Here is a 26181-nt window from a genome sequence, read left to right as displayed (position 1 = left end):
CAGGCCGGTCTTGCCGGCCTGCTATCTTGCCATCGCCTACAGCAACTAAATCAGTTAGACTCAGCGACGATTTTATTCACCTTTCCGTGAAAGCGACTTTTATCATGCTGTATGTTTTTGCTATTTTGGCATTTTCTTTGTTGGGGTTACTTACTTTTCATCCGCGCTTTCATGTGATTCATGAAAAATTCCAAGCGGGAGTCAGTTTTTATCTTACCCTGATAGCAACTTTTGTGGGTGTATTGCTGGCTATTGCCATTTCTAACTACGAAAGTCAGATAAAAGAACAACAGGATTTAATTAAATTACTTAATGCAGCATCTGCCAGTGTAAAAACCAGCCACGAATACACCCAGGAATTACATACTTATGCGCTGTCTTTGGGCAAAGACGAGCAACAGAACTTTTTTCAGAATAATCCGCCGCCTTATCCTGAATTCATAGATGCGTTGTTATATCAAAGTTTAGTCAGCAAAAATTTGTCAGAAAGTACGCTGACCGATATGAATGAATTACAAATTAACTTAAAGAAAAGCCGGGATTTCCTGCAAATCCCGCTTTATCTGACCTTATTGGAACTAACATTGGGGGTCATCGACATTGAAGTGCAATATCAGCAAGGGAAGATTGATGATGAACAACTCTCTGTTGGTTTGCAAAAGTTGGCGGCAGAAGCACTAAAAACACAACAAGCAGCCCCTAAACTCCCCGAATAATAAGCGCTGATAAATACATACCCAACCCAAACACCAAATGTGTAATTAGGCTTTTTCCCCTGGCCTTCCACGGGGCTGGAGCATTAGACGCCATGAATCCCATCCCCAGCGCAGGTTGCATAATAAAGTAGGGAATTAGCACAGTGAGCGCGCCAAAAAGTAGCGCAGAAACCAGTGACATCTGTGTGATCCCTTTTATACAAAGCAGCCACACAAAGGCAAACAGTACACCGATAAGATAATGCGCCGCCCACCCCACCAAACATTCAGCGTCACGAGCTTCTGCTTTGCCAATCGCAGTATGAGTAAAACGACCTTCTGGCATATGGCATAGCCACCGTCCCACCATACAAAAATTCAAAGAAGCAATATTCATCGCACGTTTGAGAAAAAACGCCCAGATATCCATCACCGCAGTCGCTCCAACACCGATGATAATTGCATCCAACAGCAAATCCGTTTTCATAGCTCTTCCCTATTAGTTAACTAATGCATCTTGACGTATTACTAAAGCCACTAATCGTCGCACCAAGGGAGTAACCAAAATAATAGTGGGAAACGCCACACTGAATGCAAACAACCAAGCCTTTAGCCACAGCACCAAAATGGCCTCCACCAATCCCATGTTAAACAAGGTGATCACTAGCGACATAATGCCGGACATCAGCAACGCCATAAAAAATGAGAAAACATAAGGGCTGTATTTGGCATGTATCATTCTTTTCTCCTCAAGCACTATTGGTCTAAAAAATCCCCAGCAATCTAGGTGGATTGATCTTAAGATAGTTTCATAAGTTAAAATACAAGCACATTTCAAATATATACTTCCATTTTTGCAATTATGTTAGATGACCTGCAGCTATTTATACATATCGTACAGAAAGGGGGACTGTCTGGAGCAGCCAGCTACCTCAACCTTCCGCCAGCAACTGTCACCCGACGTCTGCAGAAACTGGAACAGCAGCTTGGTTGTAAGTTACTACATCGCTCAGCGCGCCAATGCGTGTTAAGTCAGGAAGGGGAAATCTATTATCAAGCCTATGCGGATCTGGTTGAGCAGTTTGAGCAAACTCAGCGCCAACTTAGCGAAGCACACCAACACTTGCACGGGAAGCTAAAGGTCTTGGCTCCCATTAATATTTCCCATGGATATCTGCGTCCCATGTGGCTGGGCTTCTGCCGAGACTATCCGCAGATTCAACTCGAATTGGTGCTTGCCAATCAGCGCGAAGATCTAATTAAGAGTAAGGCAGATTTAGCCATTCGTGTCGGCCCACAACCCGATTCGACCCTTTATCAACTTAAACTGGGGGAAATAGACAAACTTCTGGTGGCTTCACCAGCTTACCTGCAGCAAGCCGGTAAGCCCGAGCATCCAACGCAATTAAAAGAACATCGGTTAATTGGCACAACACTTTGGACCAAGTGGCTGCTAATCAATAAGCAAAATGAACAGACGCTTGAGCTCTTCCCTCGCTTTCAATCCTTGTTTAATGACACCGCCATGATGAAACAGCTAGCCTGTGATGGACAAGGGATCAGTATGCTGCCGTTAACAGAGGTACAGCAGGAACTGCAGCGAGGGGAGCTCCAACAAGTTTTACCGGATTGGCAAGGAGACAAACGTGAAATTTATCTGGTGTGGCCAAGTGGTCGCCTACTGAATGAAAAAGCCAAATGTCTGCGCGACTACCTGCGGCATTTCATTCAAAGCAACCCCACAACCCTAGTGCATTCAAACTAACATCCCGGCCTTAGCAGCCGGGATCCAAGATCTTGATAGGTTACTTACAATCTTCATTGAAGCACAAAACGAATACCGTGAATGTTGCCGCGGCTCACACTAAAGCCGTTGTCACCCTGATGATATTCGACAATCAGGCTACCATCCCGTAACAGACCTTCTTTATCTTTGGCCAATTGCAGTTTTGCCGGAGGCTCCTGATGACCTGGCCAGGTTGAGATCATAGTGACTTCGGCGCTCTTAGTGTCAATAGGCTTTATCTTGTAGATCACATCCAGCTCTTTAGAGTAATAATCGCCAGCAGGCGGTATATCACCAGGCTGTGGCGCAGGCAGGTTTTTATGACTTCGTTTACTTTCATCTGAGCGTTCGCCTGCCTTGTTTCCCAGCAGGTCGGCCAGCGCATACATCTTATCCGCCGGTTTACCATCACTGCGATTACACAACACAATAAAACTGTAGCCACTGTCCAGCAAACGGCCGTAAGCAGACTTAAAGGTGGATGAGGCGCCGGTGTGCTGCATCCATTCGCGCCCTTTCTGAAAACCGAATTTTACCCCGCCACCATAAATCAAACCATGTTGCTCGCGCACCACCTGACCATCATTAAATGTCGCTGGTTCTTGCATTGCCTGTCGGGTCGCATCGGTCCACACCTTGTGTCCCTGAGCAATGTCGTATTCATATTTAGCCAGATCACTTAGCGAGGTAATCAACCCTCCGGAACCACTAAAAGCTGGGAAATCATTCTGCTGAGTAAAGCGACCATCGTCATTAAGATACCCATTTACCGTAAACCCATCAGGGATAGGTGCGGCGGCAAAAAAACTATTGTGCATGCCCAATGGGGCTAGAATGGTATCCCGCATGTAATCCTGAAAAGGCAACCCAGATACCCGTTCGATGATGCCGGCCAATAATAGATAACCGCCATTGGAATAGGCATATTGGCTACCGGGGGTAAAGTCGGTGGCTTGCTGACGCATCATTAAATCTAAGGCAGTTTGCAAATTAGTTTTGCTTAGAACAGGAACACCAGCAAGGCGCACTAATCCCAGCGCATCACGGACACCTGAGGTATGGTGGATAAGCATGCTAATAGTGATGGGTTTGCTATAAGTTGGGAAAGCAGGAAAATATTGCTGAACAGTATCATTAAGCTTAAGTTTCCCCTGCTCCACCAATTTCATAATGCCCAGTACGGTGAACTGCTTTGAAAGCGACGCGGCATAAAAGCGCGAGTTCTGGTCTAATGCTCTGCCTGTGGTTAAATCTGCCAGGCCGCTGGCTGTTTGGTAAATCAGCTCCCCTTGTCTGAACACCCCCGCGCTACAACCCGGCTCTGAAACCCATTGCGTGACATTCAAGATCTCATCAACTTTGTTTTTCTGTACCTCAGAGAGGTCCGCATTAGCGCTAGCTGATGTAAGCCCACAAAGAATTGCTGCAAGGGGAAGGTATAAGCGTGGCATAGAGGCACTCCGTAAGGGCTGAAAATTCTCACCAAGAGTAAAAAGGTTTGTGTGGTACTTACAATAAAAAAAGCTTGTTAGCTAATACCTTGAAGTTATCCGATGACAAAGCAAACACTTTCCTTTTCGGGCTTAGGAAAGTGTCAACCTCATTTAGGACGGGTCACAGACAATAAAAAAGCCGGTTTACACCGGCTTTTTTAATACGTTAGGCACTTATCAGGCGACTGATTTTGCCTTTGTGGAAGACACATTTTTGCCTTCCAGCTCGCCTGGTGCAAAGCTATCGACACTTAATGCCTCTTTGCGCAATGCATCTGTTCGCTTGAGCTGTTCAGCTTCATGCTCAGAGATAACCCCTTCTTTCAGCGCCAAGGCTAAGGTAGTTGCGAAAGGAAGCTTACGCGGAATTACTTTCTGTTTCTGTGCCTTGAGGATCTTCTTCTCAATTGGCACGACTTCGTGCATAGCGATAAAGGCGTTTTCCACCATACCTACCGGATCATCTGTTCTTTCACCGATATAGCACAAGTGGGTTAAACGGTCGCGCATCACACCGGGCTGCATCAAGCTGTCGCTAACCTTCTGTGTAATCTCATCATGCGGCATGCGGTAATTGATACCCCAAGGGAAAACGACTCGTTTCAACAGCACCGCCACAACCCGGCTGGGGAAGTTTTGGAAGAAGCCATCAAACGCCACACCAATACGATGCAGACAACGCTGCAGCGCGTAGTGAACAAATGCCAGGTCAGCTACCTGACGGCCATCTGACTCATAACGACGTAATACCGCAGAGGCAATATACAACTGGCTGAGTACGTCACCCAATCGAGCAGAAATCATCTCTTTACGCTTGAGATCGCCCCCCAGGATTAACATGGAGAAGTCTGCGCAAAGGGCCAAACCTTTAGACATGCGAGACAGCTGCTGGTAATACTCACCTGTTTCACCCGATACTGGCGCACGATTGAAAACACCGGCAGTCAAGCCTTGCCACAGTGAACCGAAGAAGTTACCCGTGGCAAACGCAACATGTTTAACCAGCAGTTGGTCAAAGTCTTTCAGACCTTGTTCGGCATCAGGATTGGCTGCTGCTTCCATTTCATCAAATACATAAGGATGACAACGGGTGGCCCCCTGGCCAAAGATCATCAGGTTGCGGGTAAGGATATTTGCCCCTTCCACTGTAATAGCCACAGGTGTACCAAAATATTGGTGAGCCAGATAGTTTTTAGGCCCTAGCTGCACACCTTTACCCGCATGAATATCCATGGCGTCGTTGATCACTTCGCGAGACATCTCGGTCATATGATATTTGGCAATGGCAGTCACAACAGAAGGGCTCTCACCCAGGTCTATAGCACCTGCAGTCATGGTACGCATGGCTTCCAGGGTATAAGTCAGGCCACCGATTCGGCCCATGGCCTCCTGAATACCTTCAAACTTGCCGATAGACAGACCAAACTGCTTACGCACAGCGGCATACGCACCTGTGGTCCGCGCAGATAAGTGACCGTTTGCAGTTGCTAGTGCCGGCAGTGAAATACCCCGTCCTGCAGACAAACACTCCACCAGCATACGCCAGCCGCGTCCGGCATAGTCTGGCCCACCAATAATCCAATCCAGCGGTATAAATACGTCTTCACCGCTTGTCGTACCATTCATAAAGGCCATCGCCACAGGGAAGTGACGGTCGCCAACATTTACGCCAGGGTGAGACGTGGGAATAAGTGCACAGGTAATACCCAGGTCTTTCTTATCACCGAGCAAACCATCCGGATCGTACATTTTAAACGCAAGGCCAAGCACAGTGGCAACCGGGGCTAATGTGATATAACGCTTATCCCAGCTCAGTTTAAGGCCCAAGACTTCCTGCCCGTCATGCATGCCTTTGCACACAATACCGGTATCTGGAATGGCACCTGCGTCTGAACCCGCTTCAGGACCAGTCAGGGCAAAGCAGGGAATATCCGTACCATCTGCCAAGCGTGGCAACCAATAATCTTTTTGCGCTTCTGTACCGTAATGCATCAGAAGCTCACCGGGGCCCAAAGAGTTAGGTACCATAACGGTTACCGCCACACTCAATGACCGGGTTGAGATACGAGACACTATGGTTGAGTTGGCAATAGCCGAGAACTCTTTACCCCCAAAAGATTTAGGAATGATCATCGCAAAGAAGCCTTCTTTACGCAGATATTCCCAGACTTCCTTAGGCAGGTCTTTGTCTTCGTGGACGATTTTATAGTCATCCAGCATTTTCAGCAGGGTTTCAACCTGATTATCAAGAAACGCCTGCTCTTCTTCATTCAATGCCGGTTTGGCATAGCCATGTAGTTTGTTCCAGTCGGGTTTACCACGGAACAACTCCCCTTCCCACCAGATAGAGCCCGCTTCCATGGCCTCACGTTCAGTGCTGGACATGGGGGGCAGAATTTTCTTAAAGATCTGGAAAACCGGTTTGGTTATCAGGTTACGCCTGATATCTGTCACGCCAAGTACAATGGCGAGTACAACCAGTAAAATCAGTAAAATAGACATGACTGCACCTTCTATTAAGCAATATCCAATAATGGATTAACGGACGTTTCAGCAACCTGAGCTCCCACCCCCGCAGAGATGTAAGGCATCAGCCGGGCAATGATGCCCTGCACCGTAACGTCTTGATGATAATCAGCCAGGGCAATCTCACTGAGCGCTTTACTTGATGCCATGGTGAACACAAAAGTGCCGATAGCAAAATGTAAACGCCAGAAAATTTCCGCCGGTGATAACTGTGGAACGGCCAGGTGAACGGCGTGAACGAAACGCCTTAACACCTCGCCATAATGAAACGTGATATATTTTCTCAGGTGTCCCTGCGACTCCGAATAACCGCGCCCAAGCAACCTGACAAAGATAGCTGTGCCATCCGGACGAACCTGACTAAGACTGAGCAAAGGCTCAACTAAGCAGGAGAAAACCTGGCCAACATCAGGATTTGGATGCTTGTGCAGCAAACGACTTAACTCGTCGTCCACCGCAGGCATAAATACCGATAGGTAACGCTGTAGCACTTCCTGGATCAGTTGTTTTTTAGACCCAAAGTGATAGTTCACTGAGGCCAGATTAACCTTAGCTTCACTGGTGATTGTTCGTAAGGAGGTGTCACCGAAGCCATGCTCGGAGAACAGGGTTTCCGCGGCATCCAGAATCTGGATTTTGGTATCTGCACTCATAGTAAACAACCAATTCAAACGATAGTTTGAAATGTATGTTTAAATCGGCACAAATTCAAGTAAATGTTGTTCCTCGCTTTATATCCCTTTGCCGAATACCCCATGAATTCATGGATTGAACATTCCATTGAACTTCTATTAATAAGCCGGGTCATACCCTATGAATGTTGTTTCCTCTCTCCCTGGGCCCGATTTCGCTAGCGCATTAGAAATTGGGTCTTTTTTTGTCTGCTGTAATCCGCGGTTATTATTCCATCAATTGGTTTATTCATCCCTACTGGCCACTTATACTGGCTTTTCCTAAAGCCGAATCTGTTTATTTGGATTCCTGCTCTGGGCTTAATAAAAGCAATAGCTAACAATAAAAGGACCTACCCGCATGCCTCGCACCAAACGCAGATTAACCTTGACCATGCTAGGAATGGCAGCCATTTTGGCTGGCTGTCAGCAAGACTCTAAAGCTGAACATCCATCCCCAGCTACCGAACAACAGAAAATTCCCAGTGCCAACGATGCCAAAGCTTTTATTCAGGCTGCACAAACAGAAATAGAAAAGTTACAGCTACCAGCTTCACAGGCAGCCTGGGCCTATGCAACTTATATCAATCAAGATACTGCTGCCGTTTCTGCTTATCTGAGCGAAAAACTTTCAGTTCGTACAGCAGAGCTCGCCAAAGAGGCGGCTCAGTTTAATCATGTAGAAGTCGATGCCGATACGCGCCGCCAGTTAAATTTACTATTAAATTCCTTTGTCCTGGCGCCTCCTTCCCAGGCAGATAAATCTGAGCGTCTGGCACAGATCTCCTCTGAGCTGGATGGTATGTATGGTAAAGGCAAGTACTGCCGCAAAAACGGCGAGTGTTGGGACCTTGGGCAATTGACCGCCAAAATGGCCAGAAGCAGAGACAACGAGTTGTTGCTTGAAGTATGGAATGGCTGGCGCCAGATATCCGTGCCTATGAAGCCCTTGTATGAGGAAATGGTCAGTCTGGCCAATGAGGGCGCCAAACAACTGGGCTTTGCAGATACCAGTGAACTTTGGCGCGGCAAGTACGATATGCCTGCCGATGAGTTTGCCACGGAACTGGACAGAACCTGGAATCAGGTCAAGCCATTCTATGAAGCCCTGCATTGCCATGTGCGGGCTAAATTAGGCGATTACTATGGCACTGATGTCGTCGCGCAGGACAAACCCATTCCCGCGCACCTGTTAGGCAATATGTGGGCACAAAGCTGGGGCAATATATACGAACTGGTCAAGCCTGAACGCAAGATGGAGGTGCCAGACGTCACCAAAGCTTTAAAAGCGCATGACTATGACGAACTTAAAATGGTTAAACAAGCAGAAGCCTTCTTTACCTCTTTGGGCTTTGAACCCCTTCCTGAGACATTTTGGCAGCGCTCGCAGTTTGTTCAGCCCAAAGACCGAGATGTAATTTGTCATGCGTCGGCCTGGGATATCGACGATCAGGATGATCTGCGCATTAAAATGTGTATTCAGAAAACCGGTGAAGAATTTAATGTTATTCACCATGAACTGGGGCATAACTTCTATCAACGTGCCTACAAAAATCAGCCCCTGCTCTATCGTGGTTCGGCCAATGATGGCTTCCATGAAGCAATTGGTGACACCATAGCTCTGTCCATTACACCTAAGTATTTAAAACAAATTGGCCTGATTGACGAGATACCTGATGAATCCAATGATTTAGGTATGTTGATGCAGGTTGCACTGGATAAAATTGCTTTTGTACCTTTTGGCCTGATGGTTGACCAATGGCGCTGGAAGGTATTTTCCGGCGAAATTAAGCCTCAGGATTACAATAAAGCCTGGTGGGAACTGCGCGAAAAATATCAAGGCGTTATGGCGCCGCTAGCCCGTGAAGAGAATGCATTTGACCCTGGGGCTAAATACCATGTTCCTGGCAATACCCCCTATACCCGTTATTTCCTGGCGCATATTCTGCAATTCCAGTTCCACAAAGCCTTGTGTGAGATCGCTCAGGACCAAGGTCCTGTGCATCGCTGCTCAATTTATGCCAGTAAAGAAGCCGGTAAAGCGCTGAATGATATGCTGGAAATGGGTATGAGTAAGCCTTGGCAGGACGCGCTGGAGAAGTTGACTGGCTCCAGGCAGTTGGATGCCACCGCGATTCTGGACTATTTTGCCCCCTTAAAGACCTGGCTCGATGAGCAGAACCAGGGACGTCAATGTGGCTGGTAAGTAAGTTCAGGCATAGCACCCGTGTCTGAACGGGGTTGGCTATGCCTTTTGCTTTAGCGACTATTCAGGTTGTTTTGGCGGTATCTTTATGTCCCCCAATACAGCCTGCTTTGGGGATAACTTATTCCAGCGCTCCGTTTGCCAGCGTAACGTCACTATCGCCCCCGTAACAATATTATCTATCTCTTTGCCCGTGCTGATGTCCACCAGTTCATTAAGCCCAGGATTATGGCCAAATAGCCATATATGTTGATGCCCTTCATGCAGGGTTTTCAAGTAGTCAAAAAGTCGCTGTCCACTGGCTTCATAAAGTGCCCAGTCTAAATGCAGTTTGTCCATGGGGATCGCTAGCTGCTTTAGGTAGTAAAGCGCCGTACTATAGGTTCTCACAGCCGGAGAACAACAGATGAGATCAGGGACAAAACACCCAGTCGTTGTGGCCATTAAGGCTGCGTCACGATAACCCCGGCGGTTAAGTGGCCGAAACATATCGGTAATCTCGTACTTCCAACTGGATTTTGCATGACGAAATAGGCTGACTTGCTTCATAAGGAGTCGATATGAACAGGCTATATGGGCAACTCTATCCTGCTGTGAGCACTTTGCAAGAAAAGAAAAAGCCCTCACTTGGAGGGCTTTAAGACAAATCAGAATCTCGCTCTTAGGGTGACTCCAAAGGTGCGGGGCTGATTGGTACGGTAGGCCAACCTAGCACGCCCACCACGCTCGCGATCAAATGACAAGTTGGCATTTTCATCCGTTACGTTATTGATGTACAACACGGCCTCCCAAGTGTCGTATACCAGTCCGGCACTTAAGTTCAGGGTGTTGTAAGCGTCCAGCTCCAGATCCAAGGCCGTTACGTCTGTGCCACTGGCGCCGCCAAAAGGTAATCCGGAAACAAAATTACCGGCACCTTCTACCTGGTCGCTGGGCTGGGTAATTCTATCCCCTATGTACTGGAACGAAGCAGACACATAAGTATCGTTAGCGCCCAGCAATGGCGAGTCAAAATCATAGGTACCTGCCAGGGCAAACTGTACTTCTGGCACAGACGCCAAGCGGTTGCCCTCTTCGACCCCCCCTAAAACATTGCCGTCTCCGTCCCTTACCGTACTATCAAACTCTGCCTGTACGAAGCTACCCGATAAGGTGACAAACAGGTTATCGGTGGCTCTTCGCGTCAACTCATATTCAAGACCAACGGTATGGGCTTCGGGTACGTTAAACGAAATTCTCGATGAGCAAGAACCGGCATCCAGGGTAACCTGAAGGTCACTGATGTCGGTGTAGAACAGCGCCATATTAGCTCCCCAACGCTTGGCGCTGGCTTTCATACCCACTTCATAGTTGACCAGTTTCTCGTCATCATAATTCTGAAAGCTACCAAAGGTTTGCAGGTCTGAGCCTTGGCATAGGGTCTCATTGAGTGGATCATTCACCCCCCCAAGTCTGAAGCCCTGGGATATCTGGGCATTCAGATTAACCGTTTCATTTAGCTCATAGTTAGCAATGAAGCGTGAAGTAAAACCATCGGATGACGTGGAATCAACTTGATCATCACCATTTGCAAATAAACCGCCCGTGGTGAAACGCCGCTCTTCTTCATAGTCATAGAAGCGGCTGCCGAACACCAGGTTAAGCTTGTCATTAACGTCATACGTCAATTCACCGAATACCGACTTCTGATTCAAATCGTAAGGTAGATCCGCATTATAGGGAGAGTTCAAAGGAAAGCCGTTAGCAACGGCCGCCGATGTCCCTGCCCCAAGCACCGCATCAGTGAACGCATCATAGCCTGGGGTTGGCAAACGTTGGCTGTATTGGCGCTGAGTATCCGAATAAAACACCCCGACCAACCACTGCAGCGCCGAGTCAGTATTGGAACTAAAGCGCAGCTCTACCGTATCTTGTTCAACCTGGGTTCGGTCACGCAGGTTTGACGGTAACAGCACCGCAGCATCGGGGAATCCTAAATCCACACTAACACTGCCGGTCAAGGCACTGGCATCACGACTGACCATGATGTCTCTGTCCGTATAGCTGTATACAAAGGTCATATCCGCGCTACCCAGTTCCCACTCGGCAGTCACATCAGCAATTAGCGTTTCATCTTTGAAACCTTCATCCAACAGCAAATACTGTTCACGCTCACCTATTTGAATTGCAGGACGGGTGGTGGTGTAGGGATTGGCGAACATGTTGAAGACTTCCTGGCGGTTAAAGCCATCAACGTCAATTTCCTGGTAGACCACCCTTGGCGTAATCGTCAGCTTATCTGTTGCCCACCAGGTCAAGGCCAAACGGCCGCCGGTGCGGCTGCCGCCATTGACATCATTCTTACGGCTACCGTTTTCGCCTAGCGCATCAATAAAACCGGCATATTCGGTGGTATAAACAACCGCACGCATGGCCAACTTATCATCAACTAAAGGCACATTCACCATACCTTTAATATGCCCGCCGGTATCACCGTCTGTCACACTGTTTAAATTAAGTTCCAGACTTCCAGCCAATTCATCTGCTTCTGGCTGGTTGGTGATGTAACGAATGGTGCCACCAATGGAGCCCGAACCAAACAGGGTACCTTGCGGGCCACGCAGTGTTTCAACCCGGTTAAGATCATACAGATCCAAATCAGGGGTAAACAGGGAAAGCGAAATGACGCTTTCATCCAGGTACACGCCGACCTGCTCTTTTACCCCTGGTTGATCTCGAACTATCTGTCCGGCAGAGACACCACGAATAGCAACCTGGCTTTGCCCAGGACCGAGGTTTTGAATAGACAAGCCCGCCACATTGCGTGACAACTCTTCCAGATTGGTTGCCCCCGCTCTTTCAATGTCGGCTTGTGATTGTGCGTTAATGGAAAAGGGTACTTCCTGCAAGGTAGAAGCACGTTTGGTGGCGGTGACCATTATCACCTCCACGTCGTTTTCTTTTTCTTCCTGTGCCGCATTTTGCTGCTGCGCGACAGCCTGCGTACCATGCAAAAATCCGATTAATGAGATACCGAATAAACCCAGCTTTATGGCTTTGTTCAGTGGCTTGAGTTGTGTGTCCATCATGCTTCTCCAAGATAGAATTGTATTTTTTTGGATTGAAGCCCCAATACCTGGCAGAAAACTGTCGAGATTTTGAGCAGATAATTCGTCATAACAACAACTTATGACGTTTCGGGGATGGAATTAAAGCTAGATGACAACTGGCAACTTTGCCAATTGTCATCTAGTAAATTGCGAGAAAAATAAGATTTAGTTAAATGCTACTGGGCAAAAAAGGTTGCCACAGTCCATAGCAGTGCAGCGGCGGTGGCTGCCAGACCAGCAGGGAATAACTGAGATTTAACATGATCCATCAGGTCACAGCCTGTGGTCATGGCACTTAAAATAGTCGAATCCGATATCGGCGAACACTGGTCGCCATACACACTGCCGTTGAGTACCGTGGCAAAACAAATGGCCATATACAGCTCAGGATTCGCCAGTTGCTGGTCCTGGGCAATCACCCACGCCAGCGGCATCGCCAAGGGGAAAGCAATAGCGTAGGTTCCCCAACTGGTGCCGGTAGAAAAGGCAATGACCATAGTGATGAGCTGCAAAATCACGGGTAGCGCCCAAAACGGCACACTCTCACCGAGCAGGTCCACCATATACAGGCCACCACCAATATATTTACTGATACCGCCAATGGTTATCGCCAGCATCAACACAATAGACGCGACCACCACAGACTTTAACCCATCGCCAAAACCATCCAGCAATTGCTCCAGGGTCATACCTTTAAATAACGCAATAGAAGCCGCCAATATTAGCGCCGTACCAAAGGCCCAGTTAACTTTGGGTGTACCTAGTACCACAAAAGTCCCTACCGCAATGCAGAGCAGCACCACTAAAGGCACAACGAATTCCCAGATACTGGCCTTGTAATGTTCCGGAACTTTAACCTTATGCAGCTCTCCGCTGCTCATCGGCCGGGCTGTCGGCGCGTCCAACTGACCGGTTTTGGCCGCTCTTTGGTGTGCGTTACGTAATCTTCGTCCTGAAAAGGTAAAGATATTCAAACTCATCAACAAAGTACCAAAAACCGCCAGGATGGCATAAAAACTAAATGGAATGCTGTCGAAGAAAAAAGCAATGCGATCCGCTTCGGTGGCCAAAAATGCCACACCTGGTACAAAAATAAAGGCTTGAACGTAGGCTGGCCAAGCATTAAATGCCATGACCGCGGCGATGGGAGATGCAGTAGAGTCTACGACATAGCTCAGCTCTTCGTGGCTGACCCCAGCCTTGTCAGCAATAGGTCTGACAGTGGTACCAACCAATACCGTACTGATAGTGCCGCCCTGAAAGAAAATCACCCCTAACAGCCAGGTGACCAGCTTGGCAGAGCGCGGTCCGCGAACAAAATGGCGGGTCATCGTCTGAGCAAAGGCCTGGGCTGCGCCAGTCTTCGCCCAGATCCCGGTTAAGCCACCCAATAGCCACAAGTACAAAATCAAAATCCCGGCCGCACTGGGTGTGGCAAGACTGGGGATCAACACCTTATCAGTAATATCAAACTGACCAATCATAAAGGCGCCGGTGACTATCCCAGCCAGCAAGGCCACTATGGGCTCGCGACAAATCAGGCACAACGCGATAGTCACAAATGCCGGTAGCAAAGACCACAAACCGTAGTGGAAGTCGGCCTGGAGCATCATCACCTGGCCGTCTTCTTTCATAACCCATTGTTTCTTTAACTCAGGCTCTCCCTGAATCTTGTCTAGGTTTGCCTGACGAAGTGGCGAATCCTGATAAGCAACGACCTGGTCTACCGGCAACACATCGCCTTTATTGCGATACATAAGCCGTCCGCTGTCATCACTGAAGGTTTCGTACAGGTAACTTTGTTCCTTCCATACCGGTTGCTGATAGTGATGTGCCAGTAATGCTGCCGCCAAAGCCAACAGCAAAAAGCCCCAGGTCACAGAATTTCGAGTCAACACTGCTACTCCCGCCAAAATAAAAGAGTGAAAGCTAACATCTTTATAACAGTGAAGGCGAGCGCTTAAGTTTTTCCAGCCCATGCCTTTTTGTTATTGATATCCCCCTTGCCGCTATGGGGCTTAACCGTTAGGCTGATGCACCGGATCAACTGGCGGGACAGCCATGCACGACCATCACCATCATCACCACCACGGCCATAACGGTCAACAAAATATGGCGGTGGCATTTTTCCTCAACCTTGGCTTTGCCATCATAGAATTTATTGGCGGCATGCTAACCAACAGCACCGCCATCATGGCCGATGCCGTGCATGACCTGGGCGATGCGCTGTCCATTGGTTTTGCCTGGGGCATGGGACGTTACTCTGAACGCCCGGCCGACAACCGCTTTACTTATGGATTTAGGCGTCTTTCACTGCTATCTGCTCTGCTTAATGGCATGGTACTTATTGGCGGCACAGCCTGGGTGCTGTATCAATCTATTCCGCGCTTGTGGGACCCACAGATGCCGCATACATCAGGCATGCTAGGTTTAGCGATTTTAGGTATTGCGGTAAACGGTTATGCAGCCTGGCGTATGCAAGGTGGCAAGACCTTAAACGAGAAAGTGCTTAACTGGCATCTGCTGGAAGATATGTTGGGTTGGGTGGCGGTCCTGATCGTTAGTATAGTGATGATGATTGTGGAGCTGCCGATACTCGACCCATTACTGGCCATCTGTTTCAGCCTGTTTATTTTATTCAATGTACTGCGCCATACCGCCAGCAGCGTCGGGTTGTTCTTGCAGCGTAGCCCTGATATCCAAATGCAACAGGAAGTTGAGCAGGCTCTATTATCAATTCCTGATGTTACCGATATTCATCACTTACATTTCTGGTCGCTGGATGGCGAAAAGCATGTATTGACTGTGCATCTGGTCAGTGCCCAGATGCTGTCTGCGCAGCAGTATCAGGCGTTAAAGCTGGCCGTGAATGAACGCTTGCAACCTTTTGAACTGGCACACACCACCATTGAAATAGAACATCCAGAAGAAAACTGCCGTGACGCCAAACCAGAGAAAGAGCACGACCACTGCGGACATGCTCATTAACGACGGCTTCTCTTTTTAGTGAGAACGTCTTCAAGTCAGGAGCTAACAATAAAAAACGGCGCCAAAGGGCGCCGCTTTTTTACGAACCGCACTTAAGCCAGTTGTTTGCTCAGGTACTCTTCATAAGGCCCTTGGAAATCAACAATACCATCGGCCTTGATATCCAAAACACGGGTTGCCAGTGAAGATACAAATTCACGGTCGTGTGACACAAAAATCAGCGTACCTTCAAAGTGCTCCAATGCCAGGTTTAAGGCTTCAATAGACTCCATATCCAAGTGGTTGGTCGGCTCGTCCATCACCAGTATATTAGGTCGCTGATTGATCAGCTTACCGAATAACATACGACCTTTTTCACCACCAGAGAGAGATTTCACTGACTTTTTAATATCATCCTGAGAGAACAACATACGACCCAATAAGCCGCGCACCGTTTGCTCATCATCACCGGGGTTTTTCCACTGGCTCATCCAGTCGAACAGCGTCATATCTTCAGCAAAATCCTCACTATGATCCTGCGCATAGTAACCAATGCTGGCATTTTCCGACCATTTCACTAAGCCAGTTTTGGTTGGCAGTTCACCAATCAGGGTTTTCAGGAAGGTGGTTTTACCTATACCGTTGGCACCGATCACCGCCACCTTTTCACCGACTTCCAGAATCATACTGAATTGTTTAAACAACAGTTCGTCATAACCGTTGCCAATATTTTCCAGCTCCAAGGCATTGCGGAACAGTTTCTTCTGTTGGGTAAAACGAATAAAAGGGCTAACCCGGCTGGAAGCCTTAATTTCATGCAGCTCAATTTTCTCAATTTGCTTAGCTCTTGAGGTGGCCTGCTTAGCTTTTGAGGCGTTAGCTGAGAAGCGGCTCACGAAGGTTTGCAGCTCGGCAATCTGGGCTTTCTTCTTGGCATTTTCATTGACCAGCAATTCGCGCGCCTGGGTGGCCGCGGTCATATACTCATCGTAATTCCCCGGATACAGACGCAGTTCTCCGTAATCCAGGTCAGCCATGTGCGTACACACCTTGTTCAGGAAGTGACGGTCGTGGGAAATAATGATCATGGTGGCGTTGCTTTGCGCCAGGGTTTCTTCCAACCAGCGAATGGAGTTGATATCCAGGTTGTTGGTCGGTTCGTCGAGCAGCATGATTTCGGGATCGGCAAACAACACCTGCGCCAACAACACCCGAAGCTTCCAGCCTGGTGCCACTTCACTCATCAGGCCAAAATGTTGTTCAACTGGGATATCCAGTGCCAACAATAATTCGCCAGCACGGGACTCGGCGGTATAACCATCCATTTCGGCAAACTGCGTTTCCAACTCGGCAACTAACATACCGTCTTCTTCGCTCATTTCCGGCAAGGAATAGATGCGATCCCGTTCTTTCTTCACTTCCCATAATTCTTTGTGGCCCATGATGACGGTGTCAATAACGCTGAATTGCTCGAACGCGAACTGGTCCTGTCCCAATACCCCTACCCTGGTATTAGGTTCACGCATCACATTTCCGGAAGAGGGTTCCAACTTGCCAGCCAGGATTTTCATAAAAGTGGATTTTCCACAGCCGTTGGCACCAATCAGCCCGTAGCGGTTACCTCCTCCAAACTTAATGGAAATATTTTCAAAAAGCGGCTTAGCACCGAACTGCATAGTGATATTGGCGGTAGCAATCATAGGAACCTGTACAAGCGAATAAGTTAGAAGGTTGGCCGACATAGCGGACAAAAAAGCGGCGCAGTTTAGCCCAATTTGCCAAGAAAGTATGCTGATTTAGGGTGTCACCCCAAAATTTATTTTCTTGTAATGAAATTTATGCAAAATCAACAAGTTGCTTCTACATTTTATTAACAATAAGAACAGCCATATGGAAAGAGCTGTCAAACACCAAGGGGAAGCCATATGCAGATACCGCTATCTGAGTCTGGACAAGCCAGTCTTAAGGAAACCTTAAGCAATGCGCAATATGCTCAAGCCATAAGTTGCGTACCCAATAAAGAATCCATGCCTGAGTTATCCGTAGTTGTCCCGGTAAAAAACGAACAAGATAATATTCAACCGCTTATCAAGGAAATACAGCAAAGCCTGCAAGGGCTAGTTTCCTACGAAATTATTTATGTGGATGATGGCAGCGACGACCATTCCTTTGCGGTATTGGAGCGCTTGCAAAAAGCCGGCGACGTCCCGCTACGTATTCTCAGAAACCCACAAAGTTGTGGGCAAAGCACTGCGGTTCATTTAGGTGTGAGCCACGCCGCTGGCAGACTGATTGCCACGCTGGATGGTGACGGGCAGAATGACCCAGCCGACATTCCAGCCATGCTGGAAATTGCTAAATCCTTGGCAGACAAGCCGGACTTTTTAATTGCCGGTTATCGTAAAAACCGCCACGACAGTAAATGGAAGCTCTTTCAAAGCCGTATTGCGAATAAGATCCGTGCCTCGCTGCTGGGTGACAACACACCAGACACGGGTTGTGGCCTGAAGCTATTCCCTCGCCACACTTTCCTCAAACTACCTTATTTTGATCATATGCACCGTTTTCTGCCCGCCTTGGTTCAACGTAGCGGCGGCATAGTTAAAATTTCCGTAGTAAACCACCGTGCAAGAATGGCTGGCGTGTCTAAGTACGGGATGCTCAACCGTGCCTGGGTAGGCCTGGTGGATATATTTGGTGTGATGTGGTTACAGCGACGTAACCGAATGACTGCACAGTGCACGGAGTATCGGCATGATCAGTCCGGCGCCTAAGTCATTCGCACGTAGTCTGTTTCCAGCGTTAGCCTGGCTGGGTGCACTGCTTATAATTGGTTGGTTTGTGGGTAAGACTCAATGGCTGGCAGATTGGCAGCCAGAGCGTTTCGGTCAGTACCTGACAGGTAACACATTACATGATGGTGCTGTATTTGTTGGGATGTTCGCATTGCTTAGCGCAGTGGGTCTTCCCAGACAGCTCCCCGCTTTTATCGGTGGCTACTATTTTGGGGTGTTCAGTGGGTTAATATTATCGACCCTGGCGGTTACCCTGGGGGCTAGTCTTACCCTGCTGACAGTTAGGCTGATGGGCAATCATTTGGCCTTTCTCAAACAACGCCTGCCGGGCAAACGACTGCGTGATTTTCTCTCACACAATACCCTGCAGGCAACGGTGGCGGTGCGACTGTTTCCGGTTGGAAATAATCTGGCGGTCAACCTGCTGGCAGGTCTGATTCGCTTACCTGTTATTGCTTTTCTGGCTGGCTCCTTTATTGGTTACTTACCTCAGATGCTGGTTTTTGCCTTATCTGGTGCCGGGCTTAAATTCAATGCACACTTACAAATGGTGCTTGGCGCCATTTTACTGATTGTGTCCAGTGCCATAGGTCTCTGGTTGTATCGTCGCAGTCGCCTAAGCCAACAAACAGGGACTGAACAGGACGTTCACGCCCATGTTTAGTGCGTTATTTTCAGGCAAGAACGCTAAATTGATACTGGCCTTGTTGGCTATCTTGGTCATTTTTTCAGGCCTGGGACTCAGAGCCCCCTGGCCCGCTGATGAACCAAGATTTGCTCAGGTTGCCATTGAAATGGTGGACTCAGGTCAGTGGTTTTTCCCCATGCGCGGCGGCGAGCTCTACCCGGACAAACCTCCGGTATTTATGTGGAGTATTGCGTTTTTTTATTGGTTGTTAGGCAGCATCAAGCTAGCCTTTTTGTTGCCATCGGCCCTATGCGGATTACTGACACTCTACTTGGTCTACGATCTGGGTAAACGCTTATGGAATGAGCAGACCGGTATATTAGCCGCGGCACTTCTGCTGATGAGTTTTCAGTTTGTGCTGCAAGCGAAAACCGCTCAAATAGATGCCATGGTATGCGCCTGGATCACCCTTGGCTGCTATGGGCTATTGCGACATATTTATTGTAAAGACGGCTGGCATTGGTATTACCTTGGCTTCGCCGCTATGGGCCTGGGTGTTATCACCAAGGGGGTTGGCTTTTTACCGCTATTGATGCTCCTGCCCTTTTTCCTGGCCCGTCACTTTCGACCGGCAGCCGATGACATTCAAGGCGGTTGGCGCTGGTGGGCAGGCCCGCTGGCCATGCTGGCGGTTATCGCACTGTGGTTTGTACCCATGCTTATTCTGGTGGCAAATAGCAACGATGCCGCCTTTGAATTGTACCGGGATAACATTCTGCTTAAACAGACGGCCAAGCGCTATGCAGATTCGTGGCATCATATCAAGCCATTCTGGTACTACCTGACCTCGGTCATTCCCCTCTTCTGGTTGCCGCTTAGCTTACTCTTACCTTGGTTGCTCCCCAAATGGTGGCGCGCAATCAAAGCCGGTGACAGACGTATTATTCTGCCTTTGGGTTGGGTAATACTGGTCTTAGTATTTTTCAGTCTGAGTCCGGGCAAACGCGGGGTTTATATTCTGCCGGCCTTGCCTATGCTGACGCTGATTAGCGCGCCATTTTTACATGACGTTTTACAACGCCGCTGGCCAGCCCGCCTAATAAATGGTGTAGTTGCCCTGCTTGGGTCGCTGCTGTTGATCATGGCCATCGCCGGTCTTCTGGGCGTTGAAAAAATACAAAGTCTGGTAGATGACTACCCTATTCAACCCTGGTGGTTCCTACTTAGTCTGGGAGTCATAGGCCTGCTTGGTGGATTATTTGTGCGAGACCAGGGTAAAAGTTGGCTGGTGTTTATCCTGCCCTTCTGGCTACTCTATAGCACCTGGGGTTACGCGTTACTAGGCCCGGTGAAAACCCCACAACAGGTACTGAGTAATTTACAACATCACGAGCCCAATCCAGTACCTCTGGTGATCATTGGACTAAAAGAACAGTTTCTGCTGTTTGCGCCTTACCCCCTCGGCCATTTTGGCTACCACACACCAATACGTCTGCAAGCGCAAGCGGCCTGGCAATGGTTAGCAGAACATCCAGACGGCAAGGTTTTAGTTGCACGTCAGTCGGGACTCAACTGCCTTAACTTTGATAAGGGCATCGACCTGGGTTTTGCCCATCGCGAAGACTGGCTATTGTTAGATAACTCCGCGAGACAGCCTGACTGCCTTGTGGAAAACCCCGCCCTGCCGGTCTTTTACGCTGCCAAACCTTAGTTTGGCAGCCAGGCTAATTCTCGTATCCCTTTCTTCAGGGTACTGCTACTGAGTACCCTTGTTTCACCCCTGCAAATTTCAATCTAACTCCCTGCCAAAAAGGAATTTTATTAACCATGCTGAAAATGCTTTGAAAAAATCTTGGCGTCTTCAGACTTTCTTAAGACTCAGGGAATAGGCTAAGGGTTAGCAGTATTCTTCAAGGAAATGCCATGCACCCAAGATTGCCCTATTACCAGGCGTTGCCTCTTGGTTTGACCTGCCTTTTAGGGTCAGCATCCATCATGGCATGTGAGCAACCCGCCGAGATTGAACTGAATATTCATACAATTTTTGATGAAAGTGAGCCAGATACCACCTGGCTTCACAAGCTAGCCAACAACCTGCACATTGATACCCAAAAAGCCACTTTGGAAAACGAGCTGGCTTTTTTATCTCCCTGCGAAGCTGACCCACAAAAGCTCTACGAAGTAGAGCGGCACTTACGTAGCCGAAATTATTTACGCGACGCTAAGGTTCAGTTGGTTAAAGACGCTCGTCACACAGCGCCACGGATTCAAATTGACACCTGGGATACCTGGTCACTGATGCCGATTATGGACTTTGGCCGCAAAGGCGGGAAAAACCATTTTGAGGTGGGCTTAAAAGACCGCAATCTGTTGGGTTTAGGTGTTGATGCCGAACTTGCCTACTTTTCCGATCCACAGCGTTCAGGCTATAAGCTGGATACCGAATTCCCGTTATTTATGGGTCACAACAGCAGTGCCCGGGTGCGGCTGATTGACAGCCCAGATGGGTATCAGCGTAGCGTCTTTTTCGACAAGCCTTTGGTCAGCGTTGACAGTGACTTTGGTGGTAGTGTCGGTTTTAACCGGGAAGATCGCGTCGATACCCTGTTCCACAACAGCCAGGACGAACTGCTGTTCCGGCACCAAATTGACTACCAAACCCTAAATATGGGCTGGAAACTCGGTAACTGGGATGACCATCACCTGCGCGTATTGGCGGGCTGGACCAAAGATGAACACAGATTCAGCGAGCCTCAATCAGATTATCTGCCTGCTGACCGTATCTTCAACTATCCCTGGGTTGGCATGGAATGGCTGGAAGACGACTTTGTCACCATGCGCAACCTGCACCTGATAGAAGAAAAAGAAGACATTAATCTGGGCTGGCATTTGCAAGCCAATCTTGGTCACAACCTGGCATCCGGTCCACAACAAGGCGCCTGGCTTTGGAACCTGTCCGCCAGCAAAGGGCTAGCCTGGAACGCCAACACTTTGCTGCTTGCCCGGCTACAAGCTGGCGGGTTTGCTGGCGGCGAACAAGACCACAGCTCCATGACTGGCCGCTTTGGCGGCGAGCTTATCCATCGCATCAACCAGCGCTTTGCCTGGTATGCGAGCGCCGCCTGGCAGTTCTCCGACAATCCCACCCTGGATAACCCGGTGAACCTCGGAGGTGATACGGGTCTGCGCGGATACCCGCTGCAGTACCAGTATGGTGAGCAAACCTTACTGGTCAGCACCGAACTTCGTTACTACCCCAGAATTAACCTCTTCAAGCTATTTGAATTGGGCGGCGCGGTGTTTTACGACGCGGGTAAAAGTTTTGGTGACACCCCGCGTGCCAATGAAGAAACCGGGTTATTGCAAAGCGCCGGGATAGGTGCCCGTCTGTATTCCACCCACTCAAGTGATCGTCAGGTCATTCATATTGATCTCGTTCACCCCTTTTCAGACCAGGAAGACGTAAGCGGCCTGGAATTTCGTGTAGAGGTAAAACATGCATTCTAAGCAAATGGAAGGCACTCAGGACAGTATAAATACCGAGGTTGAACATCCGCATCTGATTAAAGCCCAGGGTATGACCCGGCTGATAAGAGCAGGGCTTAATTCCTATCGTGCAATTTGCTGGCTGTGCAAACACGAAGCCGCGTTTCGACAGGAGATGTTGTTACTGGCCATACTGTTACCTGCGCCTCTGCTATTGGATTTACCACTGGGGGTGCGCCTTGCCATGATCATCAGCCTATTGCTGATCCCTCTGGTAGAGATTCTCAACACGGCCATCGAAGCCGTGGTCGACCGCATTGGCCCGCAGTTTCACCCTTTATCTGGACTTGCCAAAGATCTCGGTTCTGCGGCCGTGCTGCTCAGCATGCTGATTGCCTCCCTGGTGTGGGGCTTGTCTTTGTACGACTACTGGGCATAAGGACGCAACATGTTAGGTTTTGTAAAACTCAAGCCATGGCAATGCCAAATACTGCTGGTGTTATTTTTATTACTCAGCGCCAATGCCAGTTTTTTCACCCAGCTAACGACACTCTACCCGGTGAATCAACATTGGGGCTTTGTGCTCTCAGTGGCCTTGCTGCTGGGCGTTGTGTTGCTGTTGATGGTGCAACTCTTCAGCCTGCTGCTAACACCTCGCTGGCTGTATCCGATCATCCTACTGATAGCTGCCATTACCGGGTATTTCACTGACGAGCTGGGCATAGTATTTGACCGGGTGATGCTCACCAATGTACTACAAACCAATCCAGGGGAAGCAGGCGATCTGTTAAGCACCGGACTGTTTTGGCGCATAGTACTGCTGACTTTAGTTCCCAGTGTGTTGTTTTGGTCACTTAATCGCCAGGGGCTAAAACGTCCTGGTATTAAGGCATCACTTGCGACCCTGTCCGCCACCTTTGCTTTGACCATACTGAGCATGTTGCCCTTTACCGACCAGTACGCCAGCTTCTTTCGAGAGCATAAAAGCGTTCGCTACAATGCTATCCCTATTTTCCCTATTTACTCGGCCATCGACCTTGGTGCCCGTCACTTAAAGGGTAAAGTGCCCGATCAATTAGTCGAACTCACAGGCGATACGGTAAACCCCAAACCCACCGGCCATTCGGAGCTGATGATAGTGGTGGTTGGCGAAACGGCGCGTGCCGATCATTTTTCCCTGAATGGCTACGAGCGACAAACCAACCCACTGTTGGCTGAGCAGGCCAACTTGCTCAGCTACGCCAATGTTAGTTCGTGCGGCACGTCTACCGCGGTTTCTGTACCTTGTATGTTTTCATTCAGTGACCGTGACTCTTTTGATTTAGACAGCGCCAAATACACGGAAAATGTGTTGGATGTACTGCACAAAGCCAAGGTCAATGTGCTGTGGCGGGATAACAACTCGGATTCTAAAGGGGTAGCAACCCGCCTGCCCTATGAAGATTATCACTCAGCAGAGGTTAACCCGGCATGTGGTGACACTGAGTGTCGGGATGTGGGTATGTTGGCGGGGCTGCAGAAATACATCGACCAGCAACAGGGCGATATTCTGATTGTATTGCATCAGATGGGCAGCCATGGACCGGCCTATTACAAACGCTATCCAGCTGAGTTTGAACGTTTTGTTCCTGCATGCAAAAGCAAGGAGCTATCCGAATGTTCAGAGCAGGAAATTATCAATGCTTACGACAACAGCATTTTGTACACCGATTATTTTCTGAATGAAGTTATCGAGCTTTTAAAGCGCAATACACCCAAGTATGAAACCGCCATGTTGTATATGAGCGACCATGGTGAGTCCTTAGGAGAAAACGGCCTTTACCTGCACGGCATGCCCTATTTTCTGGCACCCAAAGCGCAAACCCATGTGCCTTTTTTAGTTTGGGTGGGTGAGAGCTCCGATATCCTGCTGGAGCCTTCTCGTCGCCTTACACATGAAGCCTTTAGCCATGACGATTTTAGTTGTAGTTTGCTGCAGTCTTTTGAAATTGACAGCCATATCGCAGGCGATACCCCTTGTGTTCCGTATTTTGTCTACCGCGATGAATAAGTTGTTTTTACGGCATCTGATCCTGACCGCGGCCCTGCTGGTCGTGACTGTGACAATATTCAGCCTGACCCCGCTGGATATGTTAGTGCAAAACACCTTGTATAACGGCAGTACCCATCAGTGGCTTATGGATAAACAAGAGCCCTGGGCCAGATTATTCTTCTACGACGGAATTAAAGCAGCACTCTTTGTGCTCTTTATGTTGCTATCGAGCACGCTACTGCTGAGTCGCTTTAAACCATCGCTCAAACCACTTCGAGCGGGTTTAGTGATAGTTATACTGTCGATGATACTCGTCCCCTCCGCGGTTAGCATGCTAAAAGCCACTACCAATATGGCCTGCCCGGTAAATCTGGTGCAATACGGCGGTAAAGTGGAACATGTTTCTCTGTTTGCCTCTTATCCTGCGGATAAACAGCCAAGCAGAGCACAGAAATGTTTTCCAGCCGGTCATGCCAGTGGCGGCTTTGCCCTGCTCTCACTGATTTTCTTGATGCCTTCCGCCAGAACTCGCCAATTGGCCTTGGTGGGAACCCTTTCACTGAGCTGGCTGATGGGGGGCTACAAAATGGCCATTGGCGACCATTTCCTAAGTCATACGCTAATCTCCATGCTACTGGCATGGATGATAATTTGTACCTTGGCCTGGCAGGTATACCGACACTATGATGCTCCGCGAGATTTGCTGGAATTCTTTGCACGTCCTCGTCTTCCAGGTGATATCGCATTGACACCAGTCCCCCAACTGGTTACATCCTCCATTGACTTATCCCCTGAAAAAGCCGAACAATAGTGACATAACCCTACAATTAAAAAGGAATAATGAGATGTCTTCCCAACATAACACCTATCATCCCATCAGCATTGCCATGCATTGGCTTATGCTATTGCTGATTGTGGCCGTATACGCTTGCATTGAATTGAGAGAGATTTATCCCAAAGGCAGTGATCCTCGTGAAGCCCTCAAACAGTGGCATTTTATGTTGGGGTTACTGGTGGGAATGCTGGTTCTGATCCGCATTTACTTTCGTCTGACCACCCGTGCTCCGGCTATCGAACCGGCGCCATCGGCACTGCAGACTAAACTTGCAGGCGTCATGCATGGGTTACTGTATTTGCTGATGCTAGGGTTACCTGTAGCAGGCTGGCTTATCTTAAGTGCCGCTGGTAAAAGCATCCCTTTTTTCGGATTAACGCTTCCCCCGCTAGTGGCAGAAAACCGCGAACTCGCTGGCATGGTCAAAGAATGGCATGAAACTATTGGACAGGCCGGCTACTTTTTGATCGGCTTACACGCCTTATTAGCGCTTTGGCATCATTACGGCAAAAAGGACAATACTCTGTTGCGCATGTTGCCGGGGAAAAAATAAATCAATAAGCCGGCTGTTTTACGGCAGCCGGTTTCCCCTTTGCATCTAAAGACTCAGATAATGTGCAACGATATCCAGACTGGATAAAATCCCCACCACCTCCTCATCGCCCACTACAGCCAAATGGTGGAGCTGATGGTCAAGCATTAAGCGACAAGCCTGACGTATTTCTGCATCCTCTGAAATTGTCAGCAAGGGTTGAGTGGCCAGTTGTTCAACAGCAATATTTCCTGTGCCATTTACCTTGAGCAGGTCTCTACTGGTGATCAGCCCGACTGGCGCCGCGCTCGTATCTACTACCAGCAAGCTACTTATCTTGGCGTTAAGCATTTGTTGGCGTGCAGTTTCCAATGAATCGGATGCTTTAACGTACCTGATGACGGCATGTAAAGGTAAGTCGCCGACTCGCATAACAAACT

The 26181-nt window shown here is 48.7% G+C and carries 22 protein-coding genes; 12 read left to right on the top strand and 10 right to left on the bottom strand.

Going from position 1 to position 26181, the window contains the following annotated elements; all coding sequences use genetic code 11:
• Positions 1-104 precede the first annotated feature (104 nt).
• Positions 105-716, top strand: coding sequence for a hypothetical protein (locus KJY73_RS08475; RefSeq protein ID WP_214342707.1), 612 nt, complete (start codon positions 105-107; stop codon positions 714-716).
• Here the strand turns inward: KJY73_RS08475 and KJY73_RS08470 are convergent.
• Positions 700-1182: a DUF2938 domain-containing protein gene (locus KJY73_RS08470; protein ID WP_214342704.1), complete on the bottom strand. Its 483-nt coding sequence runs from the start codon at positions 1180-1182 to the stop codon at positions 700-702. The two genes, KJY73_RS08475 and KJY73_RS08470, sit on opposite strands and share 17 nt — an antisense overlap.
• Positions 1183-1194: 12 nt before the next feature.
• A complete protein-coding gene (locus tag KJY73_RS08465) occupies positions 1195-1434 on the bottom strand; it encodes a DUF2798 domain-containing protein (protein WP_214342701.1) in 240 nt (79 codons plus the stop codon).
• A gap of 123 nt (positions 1435-1557) precedes the next feature.
• On the opposite strand from KJY73_RS08465, the gene KJY73_RS08460 reads away from it, so the two are divergent.
• Entirely contained in the window at positions 1558-2460 is a 903-nt protein-coding gene (locus KJY73_RS08460) for a LysR family transcriptional regulator (protein ID WP_214342698.1), read from the top strand.
• A 53-nt stretch (positions 2461-2513) separates the two neighbouring features.
• On the opposite strand, the gene KJY73_RS08455 is transcribed toward KJY73_RS08460, so the two are convergent.
• The 3 genes from KJY73_RS08455 to KJY73_RS08445 all read right to left on the bottom strand — a co-directional run bounded on the left by KJY73_RS08455 (position 2514) and on the right by KJY73_RS08445 (position 7153).
• The gene (locus KJY73_RS08455) at positions 2514-3932 is read right to left on the bottom strand and encodes a serine hydrolase domain-containing protein (RefSeq protein WP_214342696.1); all 1419 of its coding nucleotides are present in this window, start codon (positions 3930-3932) and stop codon (positions 2514-2516) included.
• A 219-nt stretch (positions 3933-4151) separates the two neighbouring features.
• The gene (locus KJY73_RS08450; RefSeq protein WP_214342693.1) at positions 4152-6476 is read right to left on the bottom strand and encodes an acyl-CoA dehydrogenase; all 2325 of its coding nucleotides are present in this window, start codon (positions 6474-6476) and stop codon (positions 4152-4154) included.
• A gap of 14 nt (positions 6477-6490) precedes the next feature.
• Positions 6491-7153: a TetR/AcrR family transcriptional regulator gene (locus KJY73_RS08445; RefSeq protein WP_214342690.1), complete on the bottom strand. Its 663-nt coding sequence runs from the start codon at positions 7151-7153 to the stop codon at positions 6491-6493.
• Positions 7154-7532: 379 nt separating this feature from the next.
• Between KJY73_RS08445 and KJY73_RS08440 the strand changes: the two genes are divergently transcribed.
• The gene (locus KJY73_RS08440) at positions 7533-9377 is read left to right on the top strand and encodes a M2 family metallopeptidase (protein ID WP_214342688.1); all 1845 of its coding nucleotides are present in this window, start codon (positions 7533-7535) and stop codon (positions 9375-9377) included.
• A 60-nt stretch (positions 9378-9437) separates the two neighbouring features.
• Here the strand turns inward: KJY73_RS08440 and KJY73_RS08435 are convergent, their stop codons facing one another.
• The 3 genes from KJY73_RS08435 to KJY73_RS08425 all read right to left on the bottom strand — a co-directional run bounded on the left by KJY73_RS08435 (position 9438) and on the right by KJY73_RS08425 (position 14364).
• On the bottom strand, positions 9438-9926 hold the full coding sequence (locus KJY73_RS08435; protein ID WP_214342686.1) for a SixA phosphatase family protein: 489 nt from the start codon (positions 9924-9926) through the stop codon (positions 9438-9440).
• 98 nt (positions 9927-10024) lie between these two features.
• Positions 10025-12445, bottom strand: a complete 2421-nt coding sequence (locus KJY73_RS08430; RefSeq protein ID WP_408611356.1) for a TonB-dependent receptor — start codon at positions 12443-12445, stop codon at positions 10025-10027.
• Positions 12446-12642: 197 nt separating this feature from the next.
• A complete protein-coding gene (locus tag KJY73_RS08425; RefSeq protein ID WP_332874168.1) occupies positions 12643-14364 on the bottom strand; it encodes a Na+/H+ antiporter NhaC family protein in 1722 nt (573 codons plus the stop codon).
• A gap of 163 nt (positions 14365-14527) precedes the next feature.
• On the opposite strand from KJY73_RS08425, the gene KJY73_RS08420 reads away from it, so the two are divergent.
• The gene (locus KJY73_RS08420) at positions 14528-15454 is read left to right on the top strand and encodes a cation diffusion facilitator family transporter (protein ID WP_214342682.1); all 927 of its coding nucleotides are present in this window, start codon (positions 14528-14530) and stop codon (positions 15452-15454) included.
• Between the two features lie 92 nt (positions 15455-15546).
• Here the strand turns inward: KJY73_RS08420 and KJY73_RS08415 are convergent, their stop codons facing one another.
• Complete coding sequence (locus tag KJY73_RS08415; RefSeq protein WP_214342680.1) at positions 15547-17133, bottom strand: ABC-F family ATPase; 1587 nt, start codon at positions 17131-17133, stop codon at positions 15547-15549.
• Positions 17134-17460: 327 nt separating this feature from the next.
• Between KJY73_RS08415 and KJY73_RS08410 the strand changes: the two genes are divergently transcribed.
• The 8 genes from KJY73_RS08410 to KJY73_RS08375 all read left to right on the top strand — a co-directional run bounded on the left by KJY73_RS08410 (position 17461) and on the right by KJY73_RS08375 (position 25762).
• Positions 17461-18207: a glycosyltransferase family 2 protein gene (locus tag KJY73_RS08410; protein ID WP_214343323.1), complete on the top strand. Its 747-nt coding sequence runs from the start codon at positions 17461-17463 to the stop codon at positions 18205-18207.
• Complete coding sequence (locus KJY73_RS08405) at positions 18188-18892, top strand: TVP38/TMEM64 family protein (RefSeq protein WP_214342677.1); 705 nt, start codon at positions 18188-18190, stop codon at positions 18890-18892. The genes KJY73_RS08410 and KJY73_RS08405 overlap by 20 nt, the downstream gene beginning before the upstream one ends.
• Positions 18885-20567 (top strand): ArnT family glycosyltransferase, encoded by a 1683-nt coding sequence (locus KJY73_RS08400; protein WP_214342675.1) that lies wholly within the window; start codon positions 18885-18887, stop codon positions 20565-20567. The genes KJY73_RS08405 and KJY73_RS08400 overlap by 8 nt, the downstream gene beginning before the upstream one ends.
• 212 nt (positions 20568-20779) lie before the next feature.
• A complete protein-coding gene (locus KJY73_RS08395; protein ID WP_214342673.1) occupies positions 20780-22363 on the top strand; it encodes a ShlB/FhaC/HecB family hemolysin secretion/activation protein in 1584 nt (527 codons plus the stop codon).
• Entirely contained in the window at positions 22353-22781 is a 429-nt protein-coding gene (locus KJY73_RS08390; protein ID WP_232848428.1) for a diacylglycerol kinase, read from the top strand. Before KJY73_RS08395 ends, KJY73_RS08390 begins: the two co-directional genes overlap by 11 nt.
• Positions 22782-22790: 9 nt before the next feature.
• A complete protein-coding gene (locus KJY73_RS08385; RefSeq protein ID WP_214342672.1) occupies positions 22791-24392 on the top strand; it encodes a phosphoethanolamine transferase in 1602 nt (533 codons plus the stop codon).
• On the top strand, positions 24361-25185 hold the full coding sequence (locus KJY73_RS21755; protein ID WP_214342670.1) for a phosphatase PAP2 family protein: 825 nt from the start codon (positions 24361-24363) through the stop codon (positions 25183-25185). Before KJY73_RS08385 ends, KJY73_RS21755 begins: the two co-directional genes overlap by 32 nt.
• 34 nt (positions 25186-25219) lie before the next feature.
• Positions 25220-25762, top strand: a complete 543-nt coding sequence (locus tag KJY73_RS08375) for a cytochrome b (protein ID WP_214342668.1) — start codon at positions 25220-25222, stop codon at positions 25760-25762.
• A gap of 45 nt (positions 25763-25807) precedes the next feature.
• Here KJY73_RS08375 and KJY73_RS08370 read toward each other — a convergent pair whose 3' ends face one another.
• Positions 25808-26173, bottom strand: coding sequence for a CBS domain-containing protein (locus KJY73_RS08370; RefSeq protein ID WP_214342665.1), 366 nt, complete (start codon positions 26171-26173; stop codon positions 25808-25810).
• Positions 26174-26181: the final 8 nt, after the last annotated feature.

This window comes from Bowmanella yangjiangensis (assembly GCF_018531185.1).
In the GTDB taxonomy this organism is placed as follows: domain Bacteria; phylum Pseudomonadota; class Gammaproteobacteria; order Enterobacterales; family Alteromonadaceae; genus Bowmanella; species Bowmanella yangjiangensis.
The sequence above is the reverse complement of the archived record's forward strand: the minus strand, read 5'-3'. Positions and strand labels throughout refer to the sequence as shown.